Source organism: Pseudomonas sp. JE3303, from assembly GCF_056312565.1.
The window spans coordinates 73,272-90,208 of sequence record NZ_JBWGIF010000017.1; the positions used below are offsets into that span (position 1 = coordinate 73,272).

Genomic DNA, 16,937 nt, shown 5'->3' on the forward strand with positions numbered 1-16,937 from the left:
AGATGACTCCTGCAGTGCGGCATTCGCCGCCCTGCGGCTGCGGTGATGCCCTATGAAAAGTTTTTTCCTGCGTCTGAACGACGCGTTGTACACCAGCTGCATCTGGGTTGCGGGTCTGTCGATCCTGACCATGACGCTGATAATCCCGTGGGGCATCTTCGCCCGTTACGTGCTGGGCACCGGCTCCAGTTGGCCGGAGCCGGTGGCGATCCTGCTGATGGTGGTGTTCGCCTTCATCGGTGCGGCCGCAAGCTACCGGGCTGGTGCGCACATGGCGGTGGCGATGGTCACCGACCGCATGAAGCCCGCGCTGCGCAAGAGCACCGCGCTTCTGGTACAGCTGCTGATGCTGCTGGTGTGCGCGTTCATGACCTACTACGGCTACAAGCTGTGCATGACCACCTGGAACCAGTTTCTGGCCACGCTGCCGTCGGTGCGGGTCGGCATGACCTACGCGCCGATCCCGATCGGTGGCGCGGTGACCCTGTGCTTTGTGCTCGAAAAACTCATCCTGGGCGATCAGAGCCACCGCAAGGTGATGCGCTTTGACGTGGTCGAAGAAAACGAGGGAGCTGCATAAATGGATGCCTTCATTCTGTTGGGCAGTTTCATCGTGCTCATCCTGCTGGGCATGCCGGTCGCCTACGCGCTGGGCCTGTCTGCACTGGTCGGCGCCTGGTGGATCGACATCCCGTTGCAGGCGATGATGATCCAGGTCGCCAGCGGGGTTAACAAGTTCTCGCTGCTGGCCATTCCGTTCTTTGTACTGGCCGGTGCGATCATGGCCGAAGGGGGGATGTCACGGCGGCTGGTGGCGTTCGCCGGGGTGCTGGTGGGCTTCGTGCGTGGCGGCCTGTCACTGGTCAACATCACCGCCTCGACCTTCTTTGGCGCGATCTCGGGCTCCTCGGTGGCCGATACCGCTTCGGTCGGCTCTGTGCTGATTCCGGAAATGGAACGCAAGGGGTATCCGCGCGAATTCTCCACGGCCGTGACGGTCAGTGGTTCGGTCCAGGCGCTGCTGACGCCCCCTAGCCACAACTCGGTACTCTATTCGCTGGCGGCCGGCGGCACGGTGTCGATCGCGTCGCTGTTCATGGCCGGGGTAATGCCCGGGCTGCTGATGAGTGCGATGCTGATGGGGCTGTGCCTGATCTTCGCGAGAAAGCGCAACTACCCCAAGGGTGAGGTGATTCCGCTGCGCCAGGCCTTGAAGATCGCGGGCGAGGCACTGTGGGGCCTGATGGCGATGGTCATCATCCTCGGCGGCATTCTCTCGGGTGTGTTCACGGCCACCGAGTCGGCGGCGATCGCGGTGGTCTGGTCATTCTTCGTGACCATGTTCATCTACCGCGACTACAAGTGGCGCGACTTGCCCAAGCTGATGCACCGCACGGTACGCACCATCTCCATCGTGATGATCCTGATCGGCTTTGCGGCCAGCTTCGGCTATGTCATGACGCTGATGCAGATCCCGTCGAAGATCACCACGATGTTCCTGACCCTGTCGGACAACCGCTACGTGATCCTGATGTGCATCAACTTCATGTTGCTGCTGCTGGGAACGGTGATGGACATGGCGCCGCTGATCCTCATCCTCACGCCGATCCTGCTGCCGGTGATCGTCGGCATCGGTGTCGATCCGGTGCAGTTCGGCATGATCATGCTGGTCAACCTCGGGATCGGACTGATCACGCCACCGGTGGGCGCCGTGCTGTTCGTCGGCTCGGCTATCGGCAAGGTCAGCATCGAGTCCACGGTGAAGGCGCTGCTGCCGTTTTATGCGGCGCTGTTCCTGGTGCTCATGCTCGTGACCTACGTTCCTGCCATTTCCCTGTGGCTGCCGAGCGTGGTGCTCTGACCGTTCCAGGCGGGCCTAGACGGCCCGCCCCTTCCCTGCAAATGGATTCTGCACATGGCTGTTGTCTCTTCGGGCGCCACGCTCTTCCCACGCAAACTGGCGGTCATGCTACTGGCATTGCTGGCGTGCTCTTTTGCCGGCAATCACATCGCGGCGCGCATCGCTTTCGATGACGATACCGGTGTGTTGCTGGCCATTCTCTGCCGCTCGGGCCTTACCCTGCTGGTACTGGCCTGCGTGGTGCTGTGGCAGCGCCAGCCCCTGGGCATGCCTGCAGGCTCGCGGCGCTGGCAGTTGCTGTTGGGACTGCTGATCGCGACCCAGAGCCTGTGCCTGTATTCGGCCGTGGCGCGAATTCCAGTGGCACTGGCGCTGCTGGTGGGCAGTACGTTCCCGATCCTCCTGGCACTGCTGACCTGGGCCCTCGGAGGGGCGCGTCCGACCCGCAGAACCTTGCTGTTGATGGGGCTTATCCTGGTTGGGCTGTTACTGGCGCTGGATGTACCCTCGCGCCTGGCCGACAGCGGTGATGCGAACCCGGACTGGACACTTGGGGTCAGCCTGGCATTTTGCGCGGCGTGTGTCTTTGCCTGTGCCCTGTGGATCACCGATCACAAGCTCGCGGGTGTCCGGGGGCCGGTGCGCAGCCTGCTGACGTTGCTGATCGTGTTTGCCAGCATGCTGGTCGCGGGAGCTGGCGGCTGGGTGCCAGCGGGCCTGTCGCTGCCGGGCAGCAGTACCGGCTGGATGGCCCTCGCGAGCCTGGTGGTGCTGTACGGCCTGGCCTTCACGCTGCTGTTCGTCTGCGTGCCGCGCCTGAACATGGCGCAGAACGCGCCGGTGATGAACATCGAGCCGATCGCCACCCTGATGCTGGGCTGGGCATTGCTGGACCAGCGTTTGTCCACCTTGCAACTGATCGGGGGCGCGGTGGTGGTCTGCGGGATTGTGCTGCTGACCTACCGCCGATCGTCCTGACGCGCGCTGCTCAGAGGAACTGACGCCCATGCACCCCTTGCATCTGCACGACCGCCTCACACGTCTCACTCTCGCGCCGGAGCTGGGCGCCAGCCTGGTCAACTGGCAGGTCAGAAAAACCGGCCAGGCGTTACTGCGCCACAGCGACCAAGCCGCGATTGACGCGGCGACGCCGCGGCGCCTGGGTTGCTACCCGTTGGTGCCGTGGTCGAACCGCATTTCCGAAGGTGGTTTCGAACGGCCCGGTGGCTGGCTGACACTGGCACCCAACACCGAACATGATCCCTACCCCATTCACGGCAGCGCCTGGCAGCAGCCATGGCAGGTGACGGAGCAAGGCAGCGACCATGCTTGCCTGGTCCTGGAAAGCCGCGTGCCGTTTGCCTACCGGGCGACGATGCACGTGAGCCTGGAGGAAGGCTGCCTGAACCTGGAGCTGCAGGTGATCCACCTTGATGCCCAACCGAGCTGGCACGGAGCCGGCCTTCACCCCTACTTCCCCCGCTATCCGGATACCCGGCTGCTGGCCCCGGCGCGCCAGGTATGGCTGGCCGATGAAGGACAACTGCCCTCGCGCCAGGCTGCGATCCCGGATGAGTGGCGGTTCGACAGGCCACGAGCACTGCCCGCCACTACCGTTGACCATGCCTTCGAGGGCTGGGACGGCCATGCCACGATCGTGCAGCCCAGTGCAGGCTACCGCCTGGAGTGCAGCGCCAGCGGCGCAGATCACTATTTGCTGTTCTGCCCGCAAGACCGAGGATTCTTCTGCCTTGAACCGGTCAGCCATCCGATCAACGCCCATCACCTGCCGGGTCGTCCGGGATTGCGGCTGCTGCGCCAGGGCGAGGAGATGAGACTCGGATTGCGCATGCGCTACCGAGCGCTTGATTGAAAGACGCGGGTCCGCAGCGTGAGCACTGCGGCGCCTGGTCAGCAGGTGTGCAGACTCTTGAGGTCAATCAATAGGCAGCGCCTGCGTCCACCTGCACTGCGGCGCGCATCACGCCGGACAACGGGTTGCTGGTATTGGTCGGCAGCTCCTGGCGGAACAACGCGCGGACATTGGCGCGCAGCGGCAGCGCATTGGAAGCGCCTCCCACCTGTATCCGGTACCGCCCCGGATCGACGATCCAGTTGAACGTCACGGGATCGAAGTACGCAAACGCCCGGCTGTTAATCACCAGCGTCATCTCACGGGCCTCACCCGGTTGCAGCATCACCTTGCCAAATCCTTTGAGCTCTTTGAGCGGACGCGACACGCTGGGGGCCAGTGGGCGGACATACAGCTGGGCTGTCTCGGCGCCAGCCACGGGCCCGGTGTTGGTCACGGTAAAGGTCACGCTGATGTCGCTGCCAGGCACGATGACGGCGGGCGACACCCTCATGTCGCTGTACTGGAAGGTGGTGTACGACAGACCATGCCCAAAGGGATACAGCGGTCGGGCACCAGACTGGTCATACCCGCGATAGCCCATGAAAATGTCCTCGGTGTAGGTCATATCTGCCAGCGCATTGGGCCCCTGGTAAGGCCGAGGATCGGGATAGCTCGGGTAGCTGGGGTTGTCCTGGATATCGCGGTCCCAGGTGACAGGCAGCTTGCCGGACGGGCTGATGTCGCCGAACAAGATCTCGGCAAGTGCCCGGCCAGCGAATGCGCCGGGGTACCAGGCGTGCACTATGCCGTTCGCACGGCGGGCCCAGCTGTTGATGTCGAGAGTACCGCCGGCATGCAGCACGACGACAGTCTTGGGATTCGCAGCGATGAGGTTGCGAATCAGTTCATCCTGAAACTCTGGAAGACCAAAACCGTGATCGGAGGCTTCGCCTTCGTACTCATTGTTGAGCCCGGCGGCCACCACGACAGCGTCATAACCGGCAAGGTCTTCGGGAGCCGCCAAGGCCGCCCAGCTCATCTGCACGCCCCATAGCCCTCCTTGGGCCGGGATGTAGAAGCTCGACACGCGACTGTACTCGAGCTGCACATCGTAGAACTCACCGGCTTGCAGCACGACCGTGCGACCGGACTGCGAGATGGCGTCGGCGAGGTCGGTGGACAGCGGCGTGCCGTCATGGTCGACGATCAACCGGTTGTTGACCCAGAGCCGCAGCGAGCCATCCCCACGCACCTTGAACACATGGCGACCGGTAACGGTTGGGCGGATCTTGCCGATGAAGCGGGCCGAGAAACTCCCTTGGGTGGGCGCGAAGCCTTCCACGGTGGTGGTGCCGCGCGAGGTGGTATTGGTGTTCGAGGTGAACGCCCAGTTAACGCCAGGCTCGATGCGCGTGACCGCCGGCGAGCCGGACCAGTTGGCGTTGTTGAAGTACTCGGCACGCAACCCGCGGATGAAGGCCTGGGGGTTGCTGGAGGTCGGGTCCTGGGTGAACCATGCGGCGCGGGCCGGGTTCAGCGACAGGCTGCGCAGGAAGGTGACCGTGCCCGTGGTGCCGCGGCGTATGCCCTGCAGCTCGGTGACGTTGTCTTCCACCTCCGACCAGGCCGTGCCGAAGGGCGACGGCGGTGCCTGTTCCGCGATATTGCCAATCACTGCGATATTGGCGGTCTTGCTTAGCGGCAGCAGCACATTGCCACCTTCCACCGCTTCGTTTCTCAACAGGACGATCCCTTCGCGGGCAACGTCGAGCGATGCACGCAGGCTACGCGGATCGTCCTTGATGCCTGACGGTACCGGCAGCCCATTGTCGAAGCCATAGCTGACCATGGCGCGCAGGTTGCGTCGCACCTTGTCATCGATGGTCGCCACGGGCAATACCCCGCTTTCGATGAAGGGCAGCAACGTGGCCTCGTTCATCTTCAGCCCGCTGGGCATGTCCAGGTCGGCACCGGCCAGCGCGGCCTTCAGGCCGTCGGTAATGGAGTTGAAGTCACTGAGCACGAACCCCTGGAAATTCCATTCCCCTTTCAGCAGGTCTGCGAGCAGGCTATGGCTCTCGCAGGCGTAGTCGTCGTTGACTTTGTTGAAACCGCACATGATGGCGGCGGGGCTGGCGTTTTTCACCAACGACTCGTACCCAGGCAGATAGATCTCACGCAGGGCACGCTCGCTGACGTGCACATTCAGGAAGTGCCGATTGGCCTCTTGCTCGTTGGCCACGAAGTGCTTGGATCCCGTCCAGACGCCCTGGCGTTCGATGGCATTGGCAATCGCCGGCCCCATGACCGCGCCAATGAAAGGATCCTCGCCACTGACGTGTTCGCCGGAGCGCCCGTTGAAGGGTGTGCGGTACATGTTGAGGCCTGGCGACAGCAGCTGCTGCCCTCCTGCCGCGCGTGTATCGAAACCGATGGCCAAGCCATATTGCTTGGCTCGCTCGATGTTCCAGGTAGCCGCCAGCGCCGACATGGCGGGATATTGCGTGCCGAACATGGTGGACTCGACATGCACGCCCATGGACGAGTCGTAACTTACCGTGCCTGGCAGGCCGTACTGGGGCAAGGGCCGTAACATATGGCCGTCGTCGATGTTGATGTAACTCAACTTCTCCGACAGGGTCATTTGCGAGAGTATTGCCTCGACGCGTTGTTCGACTTCCGGGCCTTGCAGTGGCGGCGCGGCCCAGGCGGGAGCCAGGCTGGCCAGGCCTAGCGTCAACAGCGAGCTTTTCAACAGGGACAGTGAGTGACTGGACATGAGGGCACTTCCACGGACAACCGAGAACGCGTCCTGGATGTGATCCAGGACAACCGGCCCGTCTGGCTTCCATGTCTGCGAAGAGTGCAATCAGCGCAGATAAGTAACGTTGATAAATTCAGTGTCGAGCTTTAATGAAGAGGAAATGAACAGGCGCGTCGTTCAGTCGATTTTTTCATATGCAAGCGGCGCATTGATCACCTGAACAGTCCCGGACCTCAATAGGCCCGGGGTATACCCGGCGGTGGCAAGGAACCCGGCACGTTCAACAGGCGCATCTTGTCGCGGTATTCATCCGTCACGCTTCGCGCCTCGCTGCTGCTGGTGACGACGCGCGGGGTGATCAACACGATCAGCTCCGTTCGTCCCTTGGACCGCGTACTGGCGCCGAACAGCCAGCCCAGCCACGGTATGCGGCCCAGGTAAGGCACCTGGCTCCGGGTGTTCACGTCATCCTGGCGGATCAGGCCGCCCAGCAATACGGTTTCGCCGCTCTGCACTGCCACCTGCGTCGCGATGGAACGTGTCGAGATACGAGGGTTGATGTCATCGCTGGTGGTTGCCCCTGCGTCACTGACCTGCTGGTGAATGTCGAGGTACACCAGGCCGCCTGGGTTGATGCGCGGGACCACGTCGAGAATCACGCCGGTCTGGATGTATTCCACGCTGCTGAGGGTGGTGTCGGTGTTGATCGTGTTCACGGTGGTCTGGCTGATGGGAATGTTGTCGCCGACCTGAATCTGCGCCTGCTGGTTGTTCATCACCACCAGCGAAGGGGCAGAGAGCACCTGGGTCTTGCCGGTGGCTTCCAACGCCCGTATGGCGACCTGCAGATCACCGCCGACGAAGGAGTAGAACAGCGCATCGGCCGGCCCCAGCCCTACCCCGCCAAAACCCAGCGCGCCCTGACTGCCAGGGGCATCGGCGATTCCCTCGGTGGTGGAGTTTCCCGCAAGATTGCCCAGGTACCATTGCACGCCCAGGTTCAGTTCATCGCTGAGAGTAACCTCGAGGATGCGCGTCTCGATCTGCACCTGCATGGGAGCGTTGTCGAGCCGGCGGATGGCCGATTCGATCTCGGCCCAGTGCGAAGGCCGGGTGCGCACGAGCAACTGGTTGCTGCTCTTCTGCGCGGTGATCCGCGTGCTGTCATCCAGGCTCTTGTCGCCACCAGTTTCAGCGGTGCCCATACCATTGCCTTCAGCATTGGCATCGCCCTCCTGCTCTTCGCCGGTGGGGCCGAACGTGCGGGTGGCACCCTGGGAGGTGTCGCCGGACATGCTCCCGTAGCCGCCCGCCGTACCGCGGCCCAGCGAGTTCCCCGCGCCACGTCCCAGGCCGGACCCGCTGCCCACGGGTGAGGAGAGGATCGTGGTGGACAGTCCTGGGGCCACCTGGGCAGGCGCCTGCTCCTGGATCGCCCCGCCGCCGTAGATCTGGCGCAGGTAGCGGGCAAGGTCGGCGGCCTTCATGTTGCGCACGTCATACACATACAGCTGCGGCTCGTTGCCGCCGCCTTCGTCGATGGTGCGGATCCACTGGCCCACCTCCTGCAGGTACTGCGGCTGGGACGAGATCACCACGATCGAGTTGGTCCGCTCGATGGGCAGGAAGCGCAGCATGCCGGCAAGGGGTGTACCGCTCTCGCTGCCGAAGACCTTTTGCAGCTCGGGCATCAGTTCGCCCACGTTGGCGCGCTGCAGGCCGAACACACCTACCGACATGCCCCTGAGCCAGTCCACGTCGAAGGTCTGGATGGTGCCCTGGTAATTGGCCAGCTCTTCGGGCGTGCCGGCCATGCCTATCACGTTGCGGGCCGGGTCGACCAGCAGGAATGCATTCTCGCGGGCAAAGGGCTTGAGCAGTTTCTGCATCTCGGTGGCCGAGATGAATTGCAGCGGATACAGCCGCACCGACATGCCGCGGGGCGGCGCGCCCATGCCGATGGAGGGTATCAGCTGGCCGGCCACCGCCTGGCTGGCCGGCAGGATCACGTAGCGGTCGCCCTGGCGGATCATGGCGTTGTTGGTCCAGCCCAGCAGGCTTTCGAGCACGCCCATGGCCTGGTCCTTGGGGATTGGTCTGGAGGTCGAAAACGACACCTCGCCCGTCACGCCCTGGGCAATGCTGTAGTTCTCCTGGAGCAGGTCTCCCATGATGGTGTTGATGATCGCGACGATGGGCTGGCTGGTGAAGTTGAGCATCACTCCACCCGAGCCCGGTTCCGCCGCCCGCGCGCCCGTTGCAGGCGCGACATCGCGGATGAAGCGCGCGTTGCCCCTGATGACCTGACGCCCGGCAGCGGTGGTGGTGCTCGTGACCGGCTGGGGTGCGGTGGAGGGCATCGGCACGCTGGCCATCGGACGACGATCGGCACCGGTACCACGCAAGGCTTCGTGCACGAGCTCGGGGTCAGTGTCCGGCACTTTCTGCTGGGCACACCCAGCCAGCAGCGTCAGCAGCAGGAGTGCCAGGCCATCGTGCAAGGGTTTGCTCATGTCATGGCCTCATGGACTTGCGCTGCGCGCCCTGGCAGGTGCCGGAGCGCTGGGCAAACGCGGGGTCAGCAGCTGCAGCACGCGCGATTCGCTGTTGTTGTGAAGCTCCACGCGGCGCGGGTCTATGCGCCGGATCCGCCAGCCGTCCTTTAGCGTTGCGCCCTCCCTGAGCGTCAGGCTGGCGCCGCCTTTCTGCTTGAACATGGCGACACGATGATCGCCGTCGATGACGATGCCGGTGAGCAGGAACGTGCTGAGGTCAGGGCCTGAGCTTGCGGATATTCCCTGTGCATCCGGTTCGCGGTCAGGGTTGAACAAGGGCCGTTGCCAGGCAGCGGCAAGACTCTGCAGCGAGGGAGTCTCGGGAGTGCCAGGTGATTCGGGGACAGGGGCTGTGGCGGGGGGCGCCGAGGACGCCTGTTCTGGCGCTACCTGAACCCGGAGAAGAACGACCGCCAGGACAGCCAGCAATACCGCAGCCAGCAGCAACGCCATGAGAGACGCCCTGCGGGTCACTGCTCACCCCCCGACTGGAAGGATTCGTCCTGTGCCTCGGGTGTGTCTTCAGGCACCTCGCCGTCACCTGTTTCGGTGGAGGTCCTGGGTGACTGAGCAGCCATGTAGCCTGCTACCAGCAGATGAACGCTGAGCCTGCCCGACCCCTGCCCTTCCTTGGCCTGCGGGGCGCGGCTGATGTGGAGCTCCTCGACGAACAGCAGGGGCCGGGCGTATTCCAGCGCATGCAGCAATCTGGTCAGGGGCTCGATGGCGCATTCGAGGTCCAGGCTGAGCATGACCCGCTGGTATGGCAGGTCCTGGGCGGCGCGCTCGGCGGCCATGGGCATGCGTTGGGTGACCTTGCATCCAGGCCCTACCGCTTCGAGGCGCTTGACCTGCTCGGCAACCTTCTGCATCAGGTCACCCGCCACCGCGCCGCTGTCGTCACCGGGCAGCAACGTCTGCGTATCGCTGCTGTGCAGCCGGGCATCCTGGACCTGGCGCTGCAGCGCCTCACGCTGCCCGAGCAGTGCGCTGTAGTGCTGCTGCTGCTCATCCAGGCCGGCCAATTGCTGGTTGGCCGCTATCAAAGGACCGACGAACCAGCTGTGCACCAGTAGCCAGTAGGCCGCGACGATCACCAGCCCGAGCAGGGCCAGTGCTGCCACGCGCTGGTCACGGGCTGACAGTTGTGGCCGCATGGGCTTGCTCCCGCGAGAGCTGGGCGCGCACGTAGAACCGATCCTTGCCGCTGTCGGCATCCGGCTGGATGACGCCCTGGTAGCGCACATCCGCGAGGTGCGGGCAGCCTTTCATCTGGTTGAGCAGACCGCTCGCATGGGCGGTGAAGCCCGCCAGGTCGACCTGGCCGTCACGGTTGACCTGCAGGCTTTGCAGCCAGGTATCGAGCGGCAGGCAGGCGCTCAGTTCGGCGAGCAAAAGCGCATAGGTGGCCTGGCGCTGCTTGAGCGTGGTCAGCGAGCGCGTCGCGCTGTCGGCCTGGGTAAGCTCCTGGCGCAGGCTCTGCAGCTCGGCGGTCTGCGCCCGTAGCGCCTGGACCTCGGAAGTGCGCTGCTGCACGGCGGCCTCGCGCTGGTGGAGCAAGGCTGCCATTGCGGCATACACCAGCACCAGCGCCAGCACGCCCAGCGCCGCAAGCATGCGCATCCGACGTTGGCTCCCGGCGCGGGACGCTTGTACGGGCAGCAGGTTCAGCCCTAGCCGCTCGCCCTGCTCGTCCAGCAGGTCGATGCATTCGAGCGTAATGCCGTGCTCTGCGAAACCCGCGAGCCAAGTGGCAAGCCGGTCACGCCGCAGGGTCACCAGCGTGAGCCGCAAGCGTCCACCACTGATGCCTTCGCGCCGCACTACATGGTGCGCCTGCTGGGCAGTGAAAGGCGTGAAACGGTCCAGTTCGTAGGTGAGGATCCCGTCCAGGTCGCGGGCCGCCGCCAATGGCAGGGACAAGGACTGCCGCAGCGCTTGATCGGGCTGCAGGAGAAGTACTGCGCGCGCATCAACCGCAGGTGCCGGGTCTGCGACCAGCGGCCATGGGTAAAGCTGCTCGGGTATCTTGCGCGCCAGACGCTGGGGCACGCAGGCACGCAGTTGCTCGCTCCACCAGCGCCAGGCGTGTTGCACAGGGCTGCCTTGCCAGCGGGCAGGCATGTGCTTGCTCAGGTTCCATAGCGAAAGTGCGTGCATGCGTACCAGCGCCTCACTCGCTGTAGCGCAGGACCCGGAATGGCCTGGGGCCTTGCTCAATTGAAAGTAGCACCGTGCCGTGGATTTGGGCGGAAAAGCCATGCGGTCGGATGGCCAGGCTCTCGATGGTCACGATAGGCCCGGGATCGCTCCCTTCGGCTTGCAGTCGGGGAAGGCCCAGGGCCTGGCGCAAGGGGGCACTGGCGAAGGCGGGATCGGGGCTGGCCAGCCCGCTCCAGAGCGTCACTTCCGGCAGTATCCGCGCATACAGGGCACTGGTCATGCCGGGCCAGCTGCGTATCTCCTCCAGGGCGCGCAACGGAGGCCGGTCATCCCCGCGCTCGGCCGAAAGCGCGGCGGCGAGTTGCTGCGATTGTCCCGCAGTGGCGCCCAGACCGAGGGCGACCCGCGCGAAGTCAGTGGCATTGGCCACGTTCAGATCAAGCTTGCCGCGCTCGCTGCGCACGCGTATCCGCAGCGCCGCACCATCGAATTCCAGTGCCTGCAGACGCCCATCGGCGATCCAGCGTCGCGTCGGCAGCGGTTCGCGGAGTCCGCGAATCGCCAGCGCCAGACCGGCTTCGGCCGCCCACTGCGCGCGGGTATGCTCGCGCTGCCACTGGCCCAGGCGCAGCTCCTGGCGCACCGCACCGACCAGGCCGGACAACATCAGCGTGAGCAGCGCCAGCAAGCCGATGACCAGCAGCAAGGCGATGCCTCGCGATCGACGCTTCATGGCGCTGCCAGCTCGCCGCTCAGGTCGAGGCGCAGTGCGATCACTTGAGTCGTCCAGGGCACCGGGCCATCGGCCTGTACCGCAATACGCACTTGCCGGGGCAAGCGCCTGGGCCATGGCCAGCTGTCCAGCCATGCGGTCCGCTTGCCCATGGCATCCACGCCCCGGTAGCTCAGGCGTACCGCGCGCACCTCGCGCAGCAGCCACTGCGGCTCGCCCCATGGCGTCGATGCGCTGGTCTCGAAGCGGATACGCAAGGCCTGGTGCTTGCCATCCCCGGCCACGTCGAGGATGTGCCAATGGATACCTCCGCCAAGGTCGGAGGGCAAGGCGGCCGCAAAGCGCAGTGAATCGGATTCACCCACGAAGACCTGACCCAAGCCTTGTTGCATTCGCTGGATCGGCAGCGTCTGCTGGATGGACTGATGCAGGAAGTTCTGCGCGGCGCGGACTTCACCCAGTCGTTGCAGGTACCGGTCGGCACCATTCAAGCCACGCTGGGCGAGCACCAGTGTGCTCGTCACCACGGTCAACAGCACGCCGAGCAGCATCAGCGCCACGAGGATTTCCAGGAGGGTGAAGCCACGCGCCGGGCGCGTCATGGGGCGACCTCCTCCACGGAAGGTGCCTGCACCACCAGCGTGCTCAGCACCCAGGGCGGCGTGCCGGGTGCGTCCAGCTGCAAGTCGACGCGCAAGACCGGCAAGCGGCCCTCGCCGCCAGGCATCAGGCTGATACGCTCGGTCCAGCGGATGCCACCCTCGGTGACGCCCCGGCGCAACCCAGGTCGCAGGTGCTCGTCGCGCTGTTCATCGAGCAGGCTGCGGGCCGCCTGGCGCTTGCTTTCGCTGTCGCGCATCTGCGTGAGGCTGCGGTTGATCTGGGCGAGGGCCGAGAGGGTCACGGTCAGTAGCACCGCCAGCAACGCCAGAGCCGCCAGCACTTCGAGCAGGGTGAAACCGGCGCTGCGATGGCTGGGCCGGTTCATGGAGTGTCCGTCCAGCGCACGTCGCCGGTGAGCCAGCCAATGTCGATGCGCCATTGGCGGTCGCCACGGATCAACAGCAGGTGCCCTCCGCTAGAGCTGCCATCGGGGTAGAACGCTACTGCGCTGCCCAGCCGCTTGGCCGTGACCAGCCGTACCTGGACCGTGCCTGGCCAACTGCGGCGTGGTTGCCCGGGGCCGCCGTACCAGCGCCCGGCCATGTCGAAATGCAGCAGCGAGGGTGCGTTGTTCAGCACGGCCTGGGAGCGTGTCTGGCGCAGGGCGTAAACCATCTCGCGCACTGCCTGGCGGTCGCGGCTGGCTTGCAGCCCCTGGGCAATGCCGGTGGCCATGAGGCCGGCAGCCAGGGCGATCAGGACGATGACCACCAGCATCTCGATGAGGGTGAACCCCGCCCGGCGGCACATGGCGGTTATTCCCAGTTGCCGATATCGGCACTGTAGCCTTCACCCCCCGGCTGGCCGTCCTGACCGTAGAAGATGAGGTCAAACTGGCCGTGCTGGCCCGGGTAGCGATAACCGAAGGCATGGCCGAACGGGTCCTTGAGATCGGACGGCTTGGCGTATGGCCCGTTCCAGCCCTTTTCCCCACTGGGCCGGGCGAGCAGTTGCGACAGTTGCCTGGGCGGGGCGCCAAGGTCGAGCCCGTAGCTTTCGATCTTCATGCCGAGGCTGGCCAGCTGCGCCTTGCCCGCGCCGTACTTGCCTTTGTCGACATTGCCGCCCACCTGGCGGACGACAATCGTCGCGACGATCCCCAGCAGGACGATCACTGCGAGCATTTCGAGCAGCGTGAAACCCTGCTGGCGGCGACGCTTGGCATTTGAATGGCGCATGTCGGGACCTCAGAGGTTGTTGGTCAGGCTCATCAGCGGCAGCATGATGGCCAACATGATGACTGCCACCAGGAGCGCCATGACCAGGGTCAGGGTCGGCACCAGTGCCGCAAGCAGCCGGTCGATGCTGCGCTGGGCCTGCTGGTCGAATACGTCGGCGACCTTGAGCAGTACCCGGTCCAGTTGTCCGGCCTGTTCACCCACCTCGATCATCTGCAAGGCGAGCGATGGCAACAGCCGGTCATCGTGCAGGGCCGCCGCGAGCGACCCACCATTTCTTACCCGGTCAAGCGCCAGGTCGACCAGCTCGGCCACCGCCTGGTTGACGCAGACTTCACGGGCGATCGCCAAGGCTTCCAGCAGCGGCACGCCGTTGTGCAGGAGGGTACCCAGCGTGCGCGCCAGGCGGGCCACCTCAAGCCGCTGGCCGAGCACGCCGATCACGGGCAACCCCAGCAGCCGCCGGTGCAGCCGGCGCTTGCGTTCGGGCACGCGCCAATAGGCTGGCCATCCCAGTGCCACCGCCGCCAGCCCTCCAAGCAGCCACGGCCAGTAGTCACCGATGAACAGGCCTGCGGCCAGGATCACCTCGGTGATAAGCGGGAGCGGCACGCCAAGGTCCTTGAAGATGGGCACGAACTGCGGCACCACGTAGGCGATCAGCAGGATCAGCGCCCCGATGACACCGACCACCAGGAAAACCGGGTAGATCAGCGCATTGATGAGCTGGCCCTTGAGCACCTGGCGACGCTCGACGTAATCGCTCAGTTGCTGGAGCGTGTCGTGCAGCGCACCGCTCGCCTCCCCTGCCCGTACGATGCTCAGGTACAAGGCAGAAAACTGGCCATCCTCTTCTGCCATCGCGGTCGACAACGACTTGCCGCCCTTGACCCGCTCGCGGATGCGCTCGAGCAATGCGTGGGCCGTCGTGGCTTCACCCGGCTGCTGCTTGAGCAGCACGCCCAGCGCCTGCTCCAGCGGCTGACCAGCACCCAGCAGAATAGCCAGCTGCTGGGTGAAATTGAGCACAAAAGCCTGTTTCAGCCGTGCCGTGCCACGTGCGCGCCAGCTGCTGGACTGCCCCGCCTGCACGTGCACCACCATCAAGCCACGCTTGTGCAACAGCTGGGCAGCGGTCGCGCTGTCGGCAGCCTCGAGATCACCGTGGCGGGCGGTACCGTCGGCCTCCAGCGCTTTGTATTGAAAACGGGGCATGGATCGCCTCCCTCAGTCGCTGCGCGTGACCCTCAAGACTTCCTCGAGGCTGGTGATACCCGCCAGTGCCTGGCGCAGGCCTTCCTCGAAGAGCGTACGAAGCCCGCCCTGGCGGGCGGCGCGCTCAAGCGTCGCTGCGTCGGCGTGGGCCATCAGCAACTCACGCAAGTCATCGTTCATCACCAGCAACTCGGTAATCGCACTGCGCCCACTGTATCCGCCCGCAGGTGATCCGGCCTTGGGTCGATACAGCAGGATCGGGCGCTCGTCGGTGAAACGCTCAAGGCCATGCTCGGCGATCAGCGCCGGGCTCGCAGCGAACGCCTCGCGATGTTCCGGCGCCAGCCGGCGTACCAGGCGCTGGGCGAGGATTCCGGTCACGGTCGAGGCGATCAGGTAGCTTTCAACGCCCATGTCGAGCAGGCGCGTGATGCTTGAGGCAGCGCTGTTGGTGTGCAGCGTGGACAGCACCAGGTGGCCGGTGAGCGATGACTGGATGGCGATGCGGCAGGTCTCGAGGTCGCGCATCTCGCCGATCATGATGACGTCCGGGTCCTGACGCACGATCGAGCGCAGGGAGGTGGCAAAGTCCAGGCCGATGGCGGGCTTGACCTGAATCTGGTTGATGCCCTCGATCTGGTATTCAACGGGATCTTCGACGGTGATGATCTTGCGCTCGGGCGTGTTGAGCTGCGTGAGTGCGGTATACAGCGTGGTGGTCTTGCCAGACCCTGTGGGCCCGGTCACCAGCACGATGCCGTTGGGCTGTGCCAACAGGTCGAGCAGGCGCTGCAGGCGTGCGCTGTCGAGCCCGAGACTGGGCAGGTCGAAGGCCACGGTCTGACGGTCGAGGAGTCGCATCACCACCGACTCGCCAAAACGTGTAGGCACGGTCGAGACCCGCAGGTCGAGCTCTCGCCCCTGGACGCGCAGCATGATCCGGCCGTCCTGGGGCAGGCGCCGCTCGGCGATGTCCAGGTGCGCCATGATCTTGATACGCGAGATCACCGCTGCGGCCGAGTTGACCGGTGGCGCTTCGCCCTCCTGCAGGACGCCGTCAATGCGGTAGCGGACCTTGAACTGGTTTTCGAAGGGCTCGATGTGGATGTCCGAGGCACGCAAGTCCACCGCCCGCTGCATCAGCAAGTTGACCAGCCGGATCACCGGCGCTTCGGAGGCCTGGTCCTTCAGGCGCTCGATATCATCACCTGAACCGCGCGCCGGGCCGTCGAGGTTTTCGATCAGGGTGCCAATGGCAGAGCGGCCCTGGCCGTAAAAACGTTCAATCAGCGCTTCGACGTCTTCCCGGGCCGCGACCAGAGTGTCCAAGCCCACTTCACAGGCGTAGGCAACTGCCCTGGCGGGATAGCGGTCTGCGGGATTCACCTGGGCCAGCATCAGCACGCCTTCGCGCCAGCCGGCCGGTACCACCTGGTACTGGCGCAGGAAGCGCTCGCCCAGAGGCGGCAGTGGGTCGAGCAGCGCGGGCATGTCGTCCATGTCCAGCAGCGGCGAGGGCAGCAACGCCGACCAGGCGCGCGCCACCTCCCGGCTGGAAACGCTGCCCATACGGGTCAGCAGGTCGAGCAAGGCAGTGTCTGGGTCAGACTCCGCCAGTCGGCGCGCCCGCTCCAGTTCCCCAGGCTTGAGCCCTCCATTGACCAGCAGCCACCGACATACCTGTTCGGCAGCGGGAGTTGCACTTTGCAGTTCGGTCATGGCGGGACAAGTCCGGAGTCTGAATAAATTGTTAAATAACTGAGACAAGTTAGCTGAACAACGATTAGCTTGGTGTGCAAATGCAAGTTGAGCATCAATTGAAAGTAGCCCCTTGCGCAGGCTTCGTGCAACGCAGTTTTCTGGGTCCTCAGATGCAATGCATCTTATGAATTTCCTTTCCAGAATAAATAACCATAAAGAAACATAATTCATTGACTTGCCGGTTTCAGC

The 16,937-nt window shown here is 64.6% G+C and carries 16 protein-coding genes; 4 read left to right on the forward strand and 12 right to left on the reverse strand.

Annotated elements, in window-relative coordinates; genetic code table 11:
• Positions 1–52 precede the first annotated feature (52 nt).
• The 4 genes from AC0ZZU_RS22235 to AC0ZZU_RS22250 are packed head-to-tail and all read left to right on the forward strand — an operon-like array spanning position 53 to position 3,734.
• A complete protein-coding gene (locus AC0ZZU_RS22235) occupies positions 53–580 on the forward strand; it encodes a TRAP transporter small permease (protein WP_476343429.1) in 528 nt (175 codons plus the stop codon).
• A complete protein-coding gene (locus AC0ZZU_RS22240) occupies positions 581–1,861 on the forward strand; it encodes a TRAP transporter large permease (RefSeq protein WP_476343430.1) in 1,281 nt (426 codons plus the stop codon).
• Positions 1,862–1,915: 54 nt separating this feature from the next.
• Complete coding sequence (locus AC0ZZU_RS22245; RefSeq protein ID WP_476343431.1) at positions 1,916–2,839, forward strand: EamA family transporter; 924 nt, start codon at positions 1,916–1,918, stop codon at positions 2,837–2,839.
• 28 nt (positions 2,840–2,867) lie between these two features.
• Positions 2,868–3,734 carry an aldose 1-epimerase gene (locus AC0ZZU_RS22250; protein ID WP_476343432.1) on the forward strand — a complete coding sequence of 289 codons (867 nt, stop codon included), beginning with the start codon at positions 2,868–2,870 and terminating at the stop codon, positions 3,732–3,734.
• A 67-nt stretch (positions 3,735–3,801) separates the two neighbouring features.
• Here the strand turns inward: AC0ZZU_RS22250 and AC0ZZU_RS22255 are convergent, their stop codons facing one another.
• The 12 genes from AC0ZZU_RS22255 to gspE form a co-directional block, all read right to left on the reverse strand.
• Entirely contained in the window at positions 3,802–6,495 is a 2,694-nt protein-coding gene (locus AC0ZZU_RS22255) for a beta-glucosidase (protein WP_476343433.1), read from the reverse strand.
• Between the two features lie 218 nt (positions 6,496–6,713).
• Complete coding sequence (gene gspD / locus AC0ZZU_RS22260; RefSeq protein ID WP_476343434.1) at positions 6,714–8,993, reverse strand: type II secretion system secretin GspD; 2,280 nt, start codon at positions 8,991–8,993, stop codon at positions 6,714–6,716.
• A gap of 9 nt (positions 8,994–9,002) precedes the next feature.
• Complete coding sequence (locus tag AC0ZZU_RS22265; RefSeq protein ID WP_476343435.1) at positions 9,003–9,488, reverse strand: SctD/MshK family protein; 486 nt, start codon at positions 9,486–9,488, stop codon at positions 9,003–9,005.
• A gap of 17 nt (positions 9,489–9,505) precedes the next feature.
• Entirely contained in the window at positions 9,506–10,192 is a 687-nt protein-coding gene (gene gspM, locus AC0ZZU_RS22270) for a type II secretion system protein GspM (protein WP_476343436.1), read from the reverse strand.
• Entirely contained in the window at positions 10,167–11,195 is a 1,029-nt protein-coding gene (locus AC0ZZU_RS22275; protein WP_476343437.1) for a PilN domain-containing protein, read from the reverse strand. The genes gspM and AC0ZZU_RS22275 overlap by 26 nt, the downstream gene beginning before the upstream one ends.
• 13 nt (positions 11,196–11,208) lie before the next feature.
• Positions 11,209–11,931 carry a type II secretion system minor pseudopilin GspK gene (locus AC0ZZU_RS22280; RefSeq protein ID WP_476343438.1) on the reverse strand — a complete coding sequence of 241 codons (723 nt, stop codon included), beginning with the start codon at positions 11,929–11,931 and terminating at the stop codon, positions 11,209–11,211.
• Positions 11,928–12,533: a prepilin-type N-terminal cleavage/methylation domain-containing protein gene (locus AC0ZZU_RS22285; RefSeq protein WP_476343439.1), complete on the reverse strand. Its 606-nt coding sequence runs from the start codon at positions 12,531–12,533 to the stop codon at positions 11,928–11,930. Before AC0ZZU_RS22285 ends, AC0ZZU_RS22280 begins: the two co-directional genes overlap by 4 nt.
• Entirely contained in the window at positions 12,530–12,919 is a 390-nt protein-coding gene (locus AC0ZZU_RS22290) for a prepilin-type N-terminal cleavage/methylation domain-containing protein (protein ID WP_476343440.1), read from the reverse strand. Before AC0ZZU_RS22290 ends, AC0ZZU_RS22285 begins: the two co-directional genes overlap by 4 nt.
• Positions 12,916–13,344 carry a GspH/FimT family pseudopilin gene (locus AC0ZZU_RS22295; protein WP_476343441.1) on the reverse strand — a complete coding sequence of 143 codons (429 nt, stop codon included), beginning with the start codon at positions 13,342–13,344 and terminating at the stop codon, positions 12,916–12,918. Before AC0ZZU_RS22295 ends, AC0ZZU_RS22290 begins: the two co-directional genes overlap by 4 nt.
• Before the next feature lie 5 nt (positions 13,345–13,349).
• The gene (gene gspG, locus AC0ZZU_RS22300; RefSeq protein WP_476343442.1) at positions 13,350–13,772 is read right to left on the reverse strand and encodes a type II secretion system major pseudopilin GspG; all 423 of its coding nucleotides are present in this window, start codon (positions 13,770–13,772) and stop codon (positions 13,350–13,352) included.
• A gap of 9 nt (positions 13,773–13,781) precedes the next feature.
• A complete protein-coding gene (gene gspF, locus AC0ZZU_RS22305) occupies positions 13,782–14,987 on the reverse strand; it encodes a type II secretion system inner membrane protein GspF (protein ID WP_476343443.1) in 1,206 nt (401 codons plus the stop codon).
• A gap of 12 nt (positions 14,988–14,999) precedes the next feature.
• The gene (gspE, locus tag AC0ZZU_RS22310; RefSeq protein WP_476343444.1) at positions 15,000–16,706 is read right to left on the reverse strand and encodes a type II secretion system ATPase GspE; all 1,707 of its coding nucleotides are present in this window, start codon (positions 16,704–16,706) and stop codon (positions 15,000–15,002) included.
• Between the last annotated feature and the right edge of the window lie 231 nt (positions 16,707–16,937).

Excerpts from the sequence above, each read along its gene's own strand:
- gspF (WP_476343443.1), bottom strand. The coding sequence starts at position 14,987 with ATGCCCCGTTTTCAATACAAAGCGCTGGAGGCCGACGGTACCGCCCGC.
- AC0ZZU_RS22265 (WP_476343435.1), bottom strand. The coding sequence starts at position 9,488 with ATGGCGTTGCTGCTGGCTGCGGTATTGCTGGCTGTCCTGGCGGTCGTT.
- gspE (WP_476343444.1), bottom strand. The coding sequence starts at position 16,706 with ATGACCGAACTGCAAAGTGCAACTCCCGCTGCCGAACAGGTATGTCGG.
- AC0ZZU_RS22290 (WP_476343440.1), bottom strand. The coding sequence starts at position 12,919 with ATGAACCGGCCCAGCCATCGCAGCGCCGGTTTCACCCTGCTCGAAGTG.
- AC0ZZU_RS22240 (WP_476343430.1), top strand. The coding sequence starts at position 581 with ATGGATGCCTTCATTCTGTTGGGCAGTTTCATCGTGCTCATCCTGCTG.
- AC0ZZU_RS22295 (WP_476343441.1), bottom strand. The coding sequence starts at position 13,344 with ATGTGCCGCCGGGCGGGGTTCACCCTCATCGAGATGCTGGTGGTCATC.
- gspM (WP_476343436.1), bottom strand. The coding sequence starts at position 10,192 with ATGCGGCCACAACTGTCAGCCCGTGACCAGCGCGTGGCAGCACTGGCC.
- AC0ZZU_RS22255 (WP_476343433.1), bottom strand. The coding sequence starts at position 6,495 with ATGTCCAGTCACTCACTGTCCCTGTTGAAAAGCTCGCTGTTGACGCTA.
- AC0ZZU_RS22280 (WP_476343438.1), bottom strand. The coding sequence starts at position 11,931 with ATGAAGCGTCGATCGCGAGGCATCGCCTTGCTGCTGGTCATCGGCTTG.
- gspG (WP_476343442.1), bottom strand. The coding sequence starts at position 13,772 with ATGCGCCATTCAAATGCCAAGCGTCGCCGCCAGCAGGGTTTCACGCTG.
- AC0ZZU_RS22275 (WP_476343437.1), bottom strand. The coding sequence starts at position 11,195 with ATGCACGCACTTTCGCTATGGAACCTGAGCAAGCACATGCCTGCCCGC.
- AC0ZZU_RS22235 (WP_476343429.1), top strand. The coding sequence starts at position 53 with ATGAAAAGTTTTTTCCTGCGTCTGAACGACGCGTTGTACACCAGCTGC.
- AC0ZZU_RS22245 (WP_476343431.1), top strand. The coding sequence starts at position 1,916 with ATGGCTGTTGTCTCTTCGGGCGCCACGCTCTTCCCACGCAAACTGGCG.
- AC0ZZU_RS22285 (WP_476343439.1), bottom strand. The coding sequence starts at position 12,533 with ATGACGCGCCCGGCGCGTGGCTTCACCCTCCTGGAAATCCTCGTGGCG.
- gspD (WP_476343434.1), bottom strand. The coding sequence starts at position 8,993 with ATGAGCAAACCCTTGCACGATGGCCTGGCACTCCTGCTGCTGACGCTG.
- AC0ZZU_RS22250 (WP_476343432.1), top strand. The coding sequence starts at position 2,868 with ATGCACCCCTTGCATCTGCACGACCGCCTCACACGTCTCACTCTCGCG.